General features: G+C 68.5%; 13 protein-coding genes. 12 read left to right on the top strand and 1 reads right to left on the bottom strand.

What is annotated here, in order from left to right; translation table 11 throughout:
* The first annotated feature begins 130 nt into the window (after nt 1-130).
* Genes ACF8O7_RS27825 through ACF8O7_RS27810 form a run of 4 tightly spaced genes read left to right on the top strand, consistent with a single transcriptional unit; the run spans nt 131 to nt 3,588 of the window.
* The gene (locus tag ACF8O7_RS27825) at nt 131-682 is read left to right on the top strand and encodes a DUF2478 domain-containing protein (protein ID WP_016448340.1); all 552 of its coding nucleotides are present in this window, start codon (nt 131-133) and stop codon (nt 680-682) included.
* Nucleotides 683-687: 5 nt separating this feature from the next.
* A complete protein-coding gene (locus ACF8O7_RS27820; protein ID WP_126312036.1) occupies nt 688-1,749 on the top strand; it encodes an iron ABC transporter substrate-binding protein in 1,062 nt (353 codons plus the stop codon).
* Nucleotides 1,749-2,762: an iron ABC transporter permease gene (locus ACF8O7_RS27815; RefSeq protein WP_126312035.1), complete on the top strand. Its 1,014-nt coding sequence runs from the start codon at nt 1,749-1,751 to the stop codon at nt 2,760-2,762. The genes ACF8O7_RS27820 and ACF8O7_RS27815 overlap by 1 nt, the downstream gene beginning before the upstream one ends.
* Nucleotides 2,755-3,588 carry an ABC transporter ATP-binding protein gene (locus ACF8O7_RS27810; protein ID WP_126312034.1) on the top strand — a complete coding sequence of 278 codons (834 nt, stop codon included), beginning with the start codon at nt 2,755-2,757 and terminating at the stop codon, nt 3,586-3,588. Before ACF8O7_RS27815 ends, ACF8O7_RS27810 begins: the two co-directional genes overlap by 8 nt.
* Here the strand turns inward: ACF8O7_RS27810 and ACF8O7_RS27805 are convergent.
* Nucleotides 3,524-4,441 (bottom strand): hypothetical protein, encoded by a 918-nt coding sequence (locus ACF8O7_RS27805; RefSeq protein WP_227472553.1) that lies wholly within the window; start codon nt 4,439-4,441, stop codon nt 3,524-3,526. The genes ACF8O7_RS27810 and ACF8O7_RS27805 overlap by 65 nt on opposite strands.
* Before the next feature lie 381 nt (nt 4,442-4,822).
* Here ACF8O7_RS27805 and ACF8O7_RS27800 point away from each other — a divergent pair, with 381 nt between their 5' ends.
* From ACF8O7_RS27800 to ACF8O7_RS27765, 8 genes are all read left to right on the top strand, one after another.
* Complete coding sequence (locus tag ACF8O7_RS27800) at nt 4,823-6,655, top strand: nitrite/sulfite reductase (RefSeq protein ID WP_126312032.1); 1,833 nt, start codon at nt 4,823-4,825, stop codon at nt 6,653-6,655.
* A 28-nt stretch (nt 6,656-6,683) separates the two neighbouring features.
* Entirely contained in the window at nt 6,684-7,067 is a 384-nt protein-coding gene (locus ACF8O7_RS27795) for a DUF934 domain-containing protein (RefSeq protein WP_126312031.1), read from the top strand.
* A gap of 1 nt (nt 7,068) precedes the next feature.
* Nucleotides 7,069-7,827 carry a phosphoadenylyl-sulfate reductase gene (locus tag ACF8O7_RS27790; RefSeq protein WP_126312030.1) on the top strand — a complete coding sequence of 253 codons (759 nt, stop codon included), beginning with the start codon at nt 7,069-7,071 and terminating at the stop codon, nt 7,825-7,827.
* Nucleotides 7,828-7,867: 40 nt separating this feature from the next.
* A complete protein-coding gene (gene cysD / locus ACF8O7_RS27785; protein ID WP_016448348.1) occupies nt 7,868-8,800 on the top strand; it encodes a sulfate adenylyltransferase subunit CysD in 933 nt (310 codons plus the stop codon).
* Nucleotides 8,800-10,167, top strand: coding sequence for a sulfate adenylyltransferase subunit 1 (locus tag ACF8O7_RS27780; protein ID WP_126312029.1), 1,368 nt, complete (start codon nt 8,800-8,802; stop codon nt 10,165-10,167). The genes cysD and ACF8O7_RS27780 overlap by 1 nt, the downstream gene beginning before the upstream one ends.
* A 165-nt stretch (nt 10,168-10,332) precedes the next feature.
* Nucleotides 10,333-10,662, top strand: a complete 330-nt coding sequence (fdxA, locus tag ACF8O7_RS27775; protein ID WP_012206456.1) for a ferredoxin FdxA — start codon at nt 10,333-10,335, stop codon at nt 10,660-10,662.
* A 13-nt stretch (nt 10,663-10,675) separates the two neighbouring features.
* A complete protein-coding gene (locus ACF8O7_RS27770; RefSeq protein ID WP_126312028.1) occupies nt 10,676-11,728 on the top strand; it encodes an NAD(P)/FAD-dependent oxidoreductase in 1,053 nt (350 codons plus the stop codon).
* An 86-nt stretch (nt 11,729-11,814) separates the two neighbouring features.
* Entirely contained in the window at nt 11,815-12,087 is a 273-nt protein-coding gene (locus ACF8O7_RS27765; protein WP_227468472.1) for a hypothetical protein, read from the top strand.
* The last annotated feature ends 24 nt before the right edge of the window (nt 12,088-12,111 follow it).

Raw genomic sequence — 12,111 nt, 5'->3', positions numbered from 1 at the left:
AGCGGACCTGGCGCGAAGCGCCCGCCCACGCCTGCCTGCGCTCCGGGTCCAGCCAAGCTGCCCATGGTCAACGACACCGGGGTCGGGCAGGAGTACAACAGCCCCATTGATACGCATCAACCTGCATGCCATGAACCCGCCCTTCACCACCCTGCCCCTGGCCGCCCTGGTCCATCCCGACGACGAGCATGCAATGGAGCTGCTGCTCGAACGCGTGGCACGCCGCCTGCAAGGCGCGGGCTGGCGCGTGGGCGGCCTGGTGCATCGCCAGGACCGCTATGCCAACGGCAACAAGCGCATGCAGCTGTTCGACCTGCGCAGTGACCGCCAATTCGAGCTGTCCCAGGACCTGGGCTGCGCCTCGCGCGCCTGCAGTCTCAACCCCCAGGCCCTGGCCCAGGCCAGCGCCGTGCTGCGCCAGGCGCTGGACGATGGCGTGGATCTGGTGGTGATCAACCGCTTCGGCATCGTCGAGGCCTCGGGCCAGGGCTTTGCCGCCGAATTCGCGGCCTTTGTCGAGGCCGGCACGCCCGTGCTCACGGCCGTCGCGGCCCGCCATCTTGAAGACTGGCGCAGGTACACCGGCAGCCTGCATGCCGAGCTGGCAGCCGATGAGGTGCAGATAGAGCAATGGTGCCAGGCACAGCTTGAGCGCCGTGGCTGCGCCAGCCCCATCCCCTGACTTTCATGACCGATCTTCTGTTCACCCGCCGCCGCTGGCTGGGCCAGGCCATGGCGGCGCTGGCCTCATCGGCTCTTGTTCCCGGCCATGCCCAGACCACGACCATTGCCGCGCGCATAGGCCAGATACCGGACGCGACCAAACTGCGCCGGGTGTTTGCCGCCGGCCCGCCTGCAGGCGTGCTGGTGGCCACGCTGGCACCGCACAAGCTGCTGGGCTGGCCCCAGCAGCTGGACGATGTCTCGCGCGCCTATCTGGGGCCCACACTGCAGGCGCTGCCGCATCTGGGCCGCCTGTCCGGGCGCGGCAGCACCATGCCGCTGGAGTCGCTGCTGAAGCTGCAGCCCGACCTGGTGCTGGACGCCGGCACGGCCGATGCCACCTATATCTCGGCCACCGAGCGGCTGGCGCGCCAGACCGGCCTGCCCTGCGTGCTGATCCAGGGCTCGCTGGCCGACCACGCACGCCAGTTGCGCGAGGTCGGCGCCCTGCTGGGCGAGGCCGCACGTGGCGAAACCCTGGCCCGCCATGCCGATGCCGTGGCGGCGCTGGCGCAGCGTTCCACCCAGGGCATGGCACCGGCCGAGCGCCCGCGCGTGTATTTCGCGCGCAGCGCCAACGGCTTGGAGACAGGGCTGGCGGGCTCCATCAATGTGGAAGCCGTCGAATATGCGGGCGGGTGCAATGTGGCCGCCGATGCAGGGCGTGGCGGGCTCACGCGCGTGTCCATGGAGCAGATCCTGGCCTGGGACCCGCAGGTCATCGTCACGCAGGAACCCGGCCTTGCCGAGCGCATGCGCCAGGACCCGCTGTGGCGCGGCGTAGCCGCCGTGCGCTCGGGCCGCGTGCACTGCGCGCCGGTCTGGCCCTTCGGCTGGCTGGATGGTCCGCCCGGCGTCAACCGGCTCATCGGCGTGCGCTGGCTGCTGGAAAAGCTCCACCCGCAGGCGCCGGCCCTGCAGGCACTGCCTCCGTTGGAGCGCGAGGTGCGCGACTTCTACCGCCTGTTCTACGGCGCCGACCTGTCGCCCGCAGCGCTGGGCAGGCTGATGGAGACTGCGCGTTGATGCCTGCCACAGGCCGCCGCCTGGGGTGGGTGCTCGCGCTGGCCTTGCTGGCCGCCGTGCTGCTGTGGGCACTGGCGGCGGGTCAGTTCTCCATCGCGCCGCAGCAGCTGTGGCAGTCGCTGCTGGCGCGCGCCACGGGCACGGCGTCCCCCTTGTCCACCAGCGCCGAGACCGTGCTCTGGAACATCCGCCTGCCGCGCATCGCCGCAGGCCTGGCCGTGGGCGCCACGCTGGCGGCGGCAGGCGCAGCCTACCAGGGCATGTTCCGCAACCCGCTGGTCTCGCCCGACATCCTGGGCGTCTCGGCCGGTGCCGGCCTGGGCGCGGTGCTGGGCATCTTCCTGGGCTGGTCCATGGCGGCCGTGCAGGCCCTGGCCTTTGGTGGCGGGCTGGCCGCCGTGGCCGTGGTGGTGGCCATCAGCACCAGCGTGCGCCGCCATGACCCGGTGCTGGTCCTGGTGCTGGCCGGCATTGCGCTGGGCGCGCTGCTGGGCGCGGGCATCGCCCTGGTCAAGACGCTGGCCGACCCCAATACGCAGCTGCCATCCATCACCTTCTGGCTCATGGGCGGCCTGAGCGCCGTGACCCTGCCCGAGCTGGGTGCCACGGCACCCGTGATGCTGTGCGCCCTGCTGCCCCTGATGCTGCTGCGCTGGCGCATCAACCTGCTGGGCCTGCCTGACGAGGAGGCGCTGGCCCTGGGCGTGCCCGTGGCACGCCTGCGCCTGCTGCTGGTGGCCTGTGCCACGCTGGGCACGGCGGCCGCCGTATCGCTGGCCGGCATCGTCGGCTGGGTGGGGCTGGTGGTGCCGCATGTGGCGCGCCTGCTGGTCGGCCCCAATTTTGTGCGCCTGCTGCCGGCCTCGGCGCTGCTGGGCGCGGGCTTCGTGGTGGCGGCCGACACCCTGGCGCGCAGCGCGGCGCGCATCGAGCTGCCGCTGGGCATTCTCACGGCCCTGGTCGGCGCGCCCTTCTTTCTCTACCTGCTGTCGCGCACGGGGCGCAATGACTGAAGTGCAGGCCCCACCCGTGCTGCAGACGCTGGCCCTGGCCACGGGCCATGGGCGCCGGCGCGTCAGCCAGGGGCTGGACCTGGCCATCACCGCAGGCGAGGTGCTGTGCCTGCTGGGCCCCAACGGCTGCGGCAAGACCACGCTGTTCCGCACCGTGCTGGGCCTGCTGGCGCCGCTGGCCGGAGAGGTGCGCGTGCAGGGCCAGCCCGTGCTCAGCTGGCCGCGTGCCGAGTTTGCGCGGCGCGTGGGCTATGTGCCCCAGGCGCAGGCCGGTGTCTTCGGCTTCGAAGCGCTGGACATGGTGCTCATGGGCCGTGCCGCGCGCCTGCCTGCGCTGGCCCGGCCTTCAAGTGCCGACCGCGCCCTGGCGCTGGGCTGCCTGGAGCAGTTGGGCATCGCCCATTTGGCGCTGCGCCCCTATACCGAGCTGAGCGGCGGCGAGCGCCAGCTGGTGCTGATCGCACGCGCCCTGGCCCAGGAGCCCGCGCTGCTGGTCATGGACGAGCCCACGGCCAGCCTGGACTTCGGCAACCAGATCCGCGTGCTGGACCAGATTGCCGCGCTGCGTGCACGCGGCATGGCGGTGCTGCTGTCCACCCACCAGCCCGAGCATGCGCTGCAGGTGGCCGACCGCATCGCCCTGCTGGGCCGCGGTGGCCTGCAGGCCTGCGGTGCGGCGGCGCAAGTGGCGACACCGGCCGCGCTGGCTGCGCTCTATGGGGTGAGCGAGGCGGCGGTGGCGGCGCGGCTGCCGGCAATCCCTAAGGTCTGGGCGGGCGCCACTTCCAACACGGCGGCGGCGTCAAGGGCCGGCCTGCATCCTTGAGCAAGCGCTGCAGCAATTGCTGCTCGCTGTGGATGGAAGGATCGGCCAGCAGCCGGGCAAACTGGGCTCCTCCGTCCTGCATGCCGAGCGGGGCGGACGCTTGCATCAGCCACTCCAACTGGCGGCGCCGGGCCTGGGCCGCGGCGCGCTCGGTCGGGGTTTTGGCCAGCCGGCGTTGAATCGCCAGCCCAAAGCCCTCGTCCAGCACGGTCGATGAGCGCTGCGTCAGCAGGTGGGCTACATGCAGGCAGTCGGCCTCGCGCGCCGGGGTTTTGCCCATCGCTTCGGGTTTGCAGGTATCCAGCAGCGCCTTGTAGCCCGTCAAGGGAAAGGCTGTCCAGATACCTATTGCAGTGATCACCGCGCCTTCCTCGAGCCGGTAGTTCGGACTGCCACCCAGCGCCTGCAGCTCCTGTGCCGTGGGCGGATGGCGCAGCAAAGCGGACTGCATCCAGCGCACGCCGTCATACATGTGCAGGTCCGCGTAGCGGCTTTCGCGCGCTGCAACCAGCAGTTCCTGCGGTCCCAGCGCCTGCTGCATCAGCGCAGAGAAATTGCTGGGCTCCAGCGCCAGCCAGCGGCGGGCAGCCTCGGAGCGCACTTCGCCTTCGTCCTCAGGGGCCTTGGAGGCCAGCAGTTGATAGGCCAGCGCATCCTGCCCTGCCCGCTCCAGCGCGTCCTGGCGCCAGCCCTCGGCCTGGCTGACAGCTCTTTTGTCACGGGGCGACAGATTGATCAGGATGGCCGCAAAGGCCAGATCGCGCCCGCTGCCGGAACTGGCCAACTGCGCCGCCACGCGATGCAGATACGCATCCCAGGCCGATTCCTGTGCGGATTTGTCGGGTTCAGGCATGTCAGCTGTGTGCGCTGCTGACAACGGGGACGGCGGCGGTGCCGGCTTTTGGACCTGCGCCTGAGCAGCAGTTGCCAATGCCAAGGCCAGCCCGATGGCGGCACAACGGTTTCGCATTCTGAAATCCTCCCTCTGGCCGGAAAGCATATCGGCCGCTCATGCGTTTGACATGCCCAGCCCCACAAAGCCTGCTGCCATTCACTTATATCCATATCCACATACTTGCAGGACAAAACAATCGTTTGCTTCTATAAGGCCATTGCTTACATTTCCGTCCATGCAGGGTTCTGCGCGCGTTTCCCGCAAGTGCCTCGGTGCCACGCAATGAACCCCTGCACCGCCGCCACTGGCGGCAGTCGAAGACCCCACATCCGAAGCGCCATGTACCAATACACCGAATTCGACAAACAGTTCATCCGCCTGCGCGCCGAGCAGTTCCGTGACCAGCTCGAACGCTGGCAGGCCGGCAAGCTCTCGGAGGATGAGTTCAAGCCCCTGCGCCTGCAAAACGGCTGGTATGTGCAGCGCTACGCGCCCATGCTGCGCGTGGCCGTGCCCTACGGCGAACTGTCCAGCGCCCAGTTGCGCGTGCTGGCCCGCGTGGCCCGCGAGTACGACCAGCCCGACGCCGCCCTGCTGGCCGAGGCCCGCGCCACCCAGGACAGGCTGGGCGACATCCCGCTGCACGACGGCCGCCGCATCGGCTCCGACCTGAAGTTCGGCTACGGCCACTTCACCACGCGCACCAACGTGCAGTACAACTGGATTCCGCTGTCCAAGGCCGCCGACGTGATGGACCTGCTGGCCAGCGTGAACCTGCACGGCATCCAGACCAGCGGCAACTGCATCCGCAACATCAACAGCGACGCGCTGGCGGGCATTGCCATCGACGAGATCGCCGACCCCCGCCCCTTCACCGAAATCCTGCGCCAGTGGAGCACGCTGCACCCCGAGTTCAGCTTCCTGCCGCGCAAGTTCAAGGTCTCCATCAGCGGCGCCGAGGAAGACCGCGCCGCGCTGGGCTGGTACGACGTGGGCCTGCAGCTGCTCAAGAACGAGGCTGGTGAGCTGGGCTTCAAGGTGCGCGTGGGCGGCGGCATGGGCCGCACGCCCATCATCAGCCCGGTGCTGCGCGAGTTCCTGCCCTGGAACCAGCTGATGAACTACCTGGAAGCCGTGATCCGCGTCTACAACCGCTACGGCCGCCGCGACAACGCCTGGAAGGCGCGCATCAAGATCCTCGTGAAGTCCGAGGGCCAGAACTTCATCGACCAGGTCGATGAGGAATTCCGCCAGATCGTCGAGGTCGAGGGTGGCCCCCACACCATCACGCAAGCCGAGTACGACCGCGTGGCCGCCAATTTCCGCGAGCCCGAGCTGGACCTGTCGCCCGCCAATGCCGAGGCCGAGACCCTGGCCCTGCTGCGCACGGCCGCCGAGGAAGACAAGGACTTCGGCCGCTGGCTGATCAGCAACGTGCGCCCGCACCGCCACCCGCAACTGCGCGCCGTGCTGCTGTCGTTCAAGCGCCTGGGCTACGCGCCCGGCGACGCCACGGCAGACCAGATGGATGCCGCCGCCGCGCTGGCCGATCAGTTCTCGGCCGGCGAGATGCGCGTCACCCACGAGCAGAACCTGCTGCTGCCCTGGGTGCGCCGCGACCAGCTGCCCCAGCTGTACAAGGCGGCCAAGGCCCTGGGCCTGGCCAAGCCCAACATCGGCCTGCTGACCGACATGATCGCCTGCCCCGGCGGCGACTTCTGCTCGCTGGCCAATGCACGCTCCCTGCCCATTGCCGAGGCCATCACCGAGCGCTACCAGGACCTGGACGAGCTGTGGGACCTGGGCGAGATCGACCTGCACATCAGCGGCTGCATCAACAGCTGCGGCCACCACCACAGCGGCCACATCGGCATCCTGGGCGTGGACAAGGACGGCAAGGAGTGGTACCAGATCACGCTGGGCGGCGCCGACGGCTCCCACCTGTCCGGCCCGGCCACGCCCGGCAAGATCATCGGCCCCTCGTTCAGCGCCGCCGAAGTGCCCGGCGTGATCGAGGCCCTGCTGGCCACCTACCGCGAGCAGCGCCAAAGCGAAGGCGGCCGTTTCGAGACCTTCATCGCCACCGTGCGCCGCGTGGGCATCGACCCGTTCAAGGCCGCCGGCAATGCCGCCCGCCACCCCGCCAAGCACACCGAGGAAGCGGCCGCCTGACCCCAGGTGAGAGCCGTAGGAGATCCCCATGAAAATCATCGCCGCCCACGAGCACCAAAGCCCGGCCGAAGGCCAGCAGACTGTCATCGCCCCGGCCAATGACGCCGACCCCTTCACGCTGGACCTGACCGGCGTGCAGCGCATCGACCTCAACTTTCCCAAGTTCACCGACGGCCGCGCCTTCAGCCAGGCCCGCCTGCTGCGCAAGCGCCTGGGCTTCCAGGGCGAAATCCGCGCCACGGGCGACGTGCTGATCGACCAGCTGGTGCAGATGCAGCGCTGCGGCTTCGACGTGGCCGTGCTGCGCGAAGGCGTGGACATCGCCGATGCCCAGCGCCAGCTGGACCGCTTCCACGGCTTCTACCAGGGTGATGCCGTCCATCCCGAGCCCCACTTCGTCAAGGCGGCCTGACATGGGTGCGCAAAGCTTTCTGTCGCGACAGACATCGGCCAAGGCCACCGAGGTCAACGGCCGAGCCAGCAGCGGCTTTGCCGACAAGCTGGCCGCCACCGAGGCCTTGCTGCGCGAGGCAGCGGCGCTGGGCGCCGAGGCCGTGACGCAGGCCTCCAGCCTGGGCGCCGAGGATGTGGTGATCACCGACATCATCCACCGCCTGGGCCTGGACATCCCCGTCTTCGTGCTGGACACCGGCGCGCTGCACACCGAGACCCTGGCCCTGCTGGAGCGCACCCAGTCGCTGCCCGGCCTGAGCGTCAAGGTCTACCGGCCGCAGCTCGAATCGGTGATCCACTTCATCCGCGACAACGGCCAGGACGCCATGTACCGCAGCATCGAGCTGCGCAAGGCCTGCTGCGGCGTGCGCAAGATGGAGCCGCTGGCGCGTGCGCTGGCCGGCAAGAGCGCCTGGATCACGGGCCTGCGCCGCGAGCAGTCCAATGCCCGCGCCGACGTGCCCGCCGTGGACCGCAGCGAGGTCGAGACCAAGGGCCTGACCAAGTTCAACCCGCTGACCGACTGGACCCAGGGCGATGTCTGGCACTACATCGCCAGCCATGGCGTGGACTACAACCCGCTGCACGACCAGTTCTATCCCAGCATCGGCTGCGCACCCTGCACGCGCGCCGTCAGCCTTGGCGAAGACTTCCGCGCCGGCCGCTGGTGGTGGGAGGATGAAGCGGCCAAGGAATGCGGGCTGCACGCCAAGAAGTGAAACAACAGCGTTTGACACCGATTTGATTGGAAACCAAGAAATGAACGCCCGTGTGGACACCTCCGTGCTGAGCCATCTCAGCAACCGCCACCTCGACGCCCTTGAAGAGGAAACCATCTTCGTGCTGCGCGAAGTGGCCGCCGCCTTCGAGCGCCCCGCCCTGCTGTTTTCGGGCGGCAAGGACTCGCTGGTCATGCTGCGCTGCGCCGAAAAGGCCTTCGGCAAGGGCCGCATCCCCTACCCGTTGCTGATGATCGACACCGGCCACAACTTCCCGGAAGTGACCGATTTCCGCGACCTGCGCGCCAAGGAGCTCGGCGCCGAACTCATCGTGCGCAGCGTCGAGGACTCCATGGCACGCGGCACCGTGCGCCTGGCCCATCCGGGCGAAAGCCGCAACGTCCACCAGTCGGTGACGCTGCTGGAGGCCATCGATGAATTCCGCTTCGACGCCCTGATCGGCGGCGCGCGCCGCGACGAGGAAAAGGCCCGCGCCAAGGAACGCATCTTCAGCCACCGCGACAGCTTCGGCCAATGGCAGCCCAAGGCACAGCGCCCCGAACTGTGGACGCTGTTCAACACGCGTCTGGCCCCCGGCGAGCACTTCCGCGTGTTCCCCATCAGCAACTGGACCGAACTCGACGTGTGGCAATACATCGAGCGCGAGCAGATCGCCCTGCCCAGCATCTACTACACGCACAAGCGCGAAGTGGTGGAACGCCGCGGCCTGCTGGTGCCCGTGACCGAACTCACACCGCCGCGCGACGGCGAGGAAGTCGTGGTGCGCGACGTGCGCTTTCGCACCGTGGGCGACATCACCTGCACCTGCCCCGTGGAAAGCGATGCCGCCACGGCGGCCGACATCGTGCTCGAAACCCTGGCCGCCGATGTCAGCGAGCGCGGCGCCACGCGCATGGACGACAAGACCAGCGAAGCCTCCATGGAAAAGCGCAAGAAGGACGGATATTTCTGATGACCACCGCAAGCATTGCCGCCGGCGCAGCCGTTGCGGATTCCCCCGCCACCGAGGCCTCCAACGCCTCGGCCCTGCGCTTCATCACCTGCGGCTCCGTCGACGACGGCAAGAGCACGCTGATCGGCCGCCTGCTGGTGGACACGCGTGCCGTGCTCCAGGACCAGCTCGCCGGCGTCACCAAGAGCGGCGAGACCGACCTGGCGCTGCTGACCGACGGCCTGTCGGCCGAGCGCGAGCAGGGCATCACCATCGACGTGGCCTACCGCTACTTCGCCACCGAAAGCCGCAAGTTCATCATCGGCGACGCGCCGGGCCATGAGCAGTACACGCGCAACATGGTCACCGCCGCCAGCAGCGCCGACGCCGCCGTGGTGCTGGTCGATGCCACCAAGCTCGACTGGAAGAGCCCGCAGCTCACCCTGCTGCCGCAGACGCGCCGCCACAGCCTGCTGGCCCACCTGCTGCGCGTGCACTCGCTGGTGTTTGCCGTCAACAAGCTCGACGCCGTCGAAGACCCGCAACTGGCCTTCGTCCACATCCGTGGCGCGCTGCAGCGCTTCACGGCCGAGGCCGGCATCGCCTCCGCGGCCACCGTGCCCGTCTCGGCCCTCAAGGGCTTCAACGTGGTCAACGCCGAGCCCGGCTGGGCCGGCTACGACGGTCCCAGCATGCTGCAACTGCTGGAGCAGTTGCCCAACACGCCGACCGACACCGGCCTGGCGCTGGCCTTCCCCGTGCAGTGGGTGGAGAAATTCTCGTCCTCGGCCGATACCAGCCAGGGCCGCCGCGTGTTCTGGGGCCGCGTGGCCGCAGGCCGCGCACGCGTGGGCGACGCCGTGCAGATCCTGCCCAGCGGCCAGCAAGCCGTGATTGCCCAGGTGCTGGACCATGCCCGCGTTCCCGGCTCCATCGACGCGGGCCTGTCGGCCGGCATCACGCTGGACCGCGAGGTCGATGTCTCGCGCGGCGACTGGATCGTCGCCGCCCCGGTGGCTGCGGCAGCAGTGGCGGACGACGACTTCGATGCCCCCGGGACACAGCCGGCATGGCCCAGCCAGCGCGAGCTGACCGCCACCGTGGCCTGGATGGACGAGCAGCCGCTGGTCCCCGGCCGCACCTACCTGGCGCTGCACGGCCACCGCTGGATCAAGGCCAAGGCCCGCCGCGTGGTGCACCGCCTGAACATCCACACGCTGGCCCAGGAAGAGGCCACCCAGCTGGAGCCCAACGCCATCGGCCGCGTGGAGCTGCTGCTGCAGGAAAGCATTCCCGCAGCGCCCTTCGCCCAGGCCCGCCAGCTGGGTGCGCTGATCCTTGTGGACACGGCCAGCCACGCTACCGCAGGCGCTGCACTGCTGGATTGAGCAACTGGACAGTCCCGCTTCGCGAGCCGGCACATGCCGGCTCGTGGGCTTTCAGAAAACCGCAGCAGTCCGCGCCAGAATCTCTTGCATGTGCAGGACCGTGTTCCGAAAAATTCTAGAATCCCGGGTTGATACCGACATTCACACCGCAAATAAAAGACTCCCATGACTCACGTCGTCACCGAAAACTGCATCAAGTGCAAATACACAGATTGTGTGGATGTCTGCCCCGTGGACTGCTTCCGCGAAGGCCCCAACTTCCTCGTGATCGATCCTGACGAGTGCATCGATTGCGCCGTGTGCATTCCCGAATGCCCGGCCAATGCCATCTTTGCCGAGGAAGACGTCCCCGCCGACCAGCTCGCCTTCATCAAGCTCAATGCCGAGCTGTCGCTGGAAAAGGGCTGGAAGAGCATCACCAAGCGCAAGGCCTCGCTGCCCGACGCCGACGACTGGAACGGCAAGCCCGGCAAGCTGGACCAGCTCGAACGCTGAAGCCGCGCAGCCCATGCAAGACACCTCCGGCGCGCAACCGATCCAGACCGATGCCCTCGTCATAGGCGCAGGCCCGGCGGGCCTGTTCCAGGTGTTCCAGCTGGGGCTGCAAGGCATCCGCTGCCATGTCGTCGATGCCCTGCCCCATGTGGGCGGGCAGTGCGCGCAGCTGTACGGCGACAAGCCCATCTACGACATTCCCGGCATTCCAGTGTGCACGGGCCATGAACTGGTCCAGTTGCTGCAGCGGCAGGTCGCGCCCATGGACGCGCAACTGCACCTTTCCCAGCAGGTCGCCCAGCTGCAGCGCCTGGACGATGGCCGCTGGCTGGCGCAGACCTCGCAAGGCCTTGAACTGCATGCGCGCAGCGTCTTCATTGCGGCTGGCGTGGGCGCCTTTGTGCCCAAGGCGCTGAAGGTGCCCGGCGTGGAGCGGCTGGCTGCAGGCCAGCTCCACTACCATCCCGCCGATCTGGACATGGTGCGCGGCCAGACCGCCATCGTCCACGGTGGCGACGAAGAGGCCGTGGCCGCGGCCATTGCCTGCGCCGACAAGGCCCAGACCACCTGCCTGCTCTACCGCCGCGACGCCTTCCAGGCTTCGGCGCCGTTGCTGGAGCGCCTGCAGGAGCTGCGCGACAGCGGCGCCATCCGCGTGGTGATCGGCCAGATCACGCAACTGCATGCCGACTCAGGCCTGCTGCGTGCCGTGCAGTGGATGGATGGCGAAGGGCAGGAGCATGAACTGGCGGCGCAGCAACTGGTCGTCTGCCTGGGCATCTCCCCCCGCCTGGGCCCGGTCGCCGAATGGGGCCTGGCCATGGAGCGCAAGCAGCTGCTGGTGAACCCTGCAACCCAGGCCACCGATGCGCCCGGCATCTATGCGATTGGCGACATCGTCAGCTACCCGGGCAAGCACAAGCTGATCCTGTGCGGCTTCCATGAAGCCACCATGGCGGCCTTTGCCGCCGCCGAGTACCTGCAGGGCGAGAAACCGCTGCTGCAGTACACGACGACCAGCGCACGGCTGCACGCCATCCTCGGCGTTTCCCATCCGGACGCCTGAGCTTGGTGGTCGCCGCCCGGCGACCCTACAGTTCGGCGCGGCAGTGCCGATAAGGTGGGCAGCGTCCACTCATGCACATCAAGCCTATGGTTGCCACTCTAGAAGCCCCTCCCAGCACTGCCGTCGCGCCACCGGCCGATCCGCGCAGCTTCACCTTCCAGATGCCGCTGTTCCGCCCGGGCACGCAGGTCACACAGAACGGGAAGGCCGAGAAGGTCAGCCACGTCATACTGCGCCGCCGTGAACTGATGGTCTATCTGGTCGGCCATGAAGACCCCGTCAGGCCAGAGCGGCTGAGCATCGCACCCTCGATGTTCACCACACAGCGGCGCCCTGAAGCCCTGAGCTGGATTCTTTGACAGAAAACCGGGCCTGGGCCCGGT

The sequence above is a fragment of the Delftia sp. WSY_16 genome (assembly GCF_043104415.1).
Taxonomy (GTDB): domain Bacteria; phylum Pseudomonadota; class Gammaproteobacteria; order Burkholderiales; family Burkholderiaceae_C; genus Comamonas; species Comamonas tsuruhatensis.
The sequence above is the reverse complement of the archived record's forward strand: the minus strand, read 5'-3'. Positions and strand labels throughout refer to the sequence as shown.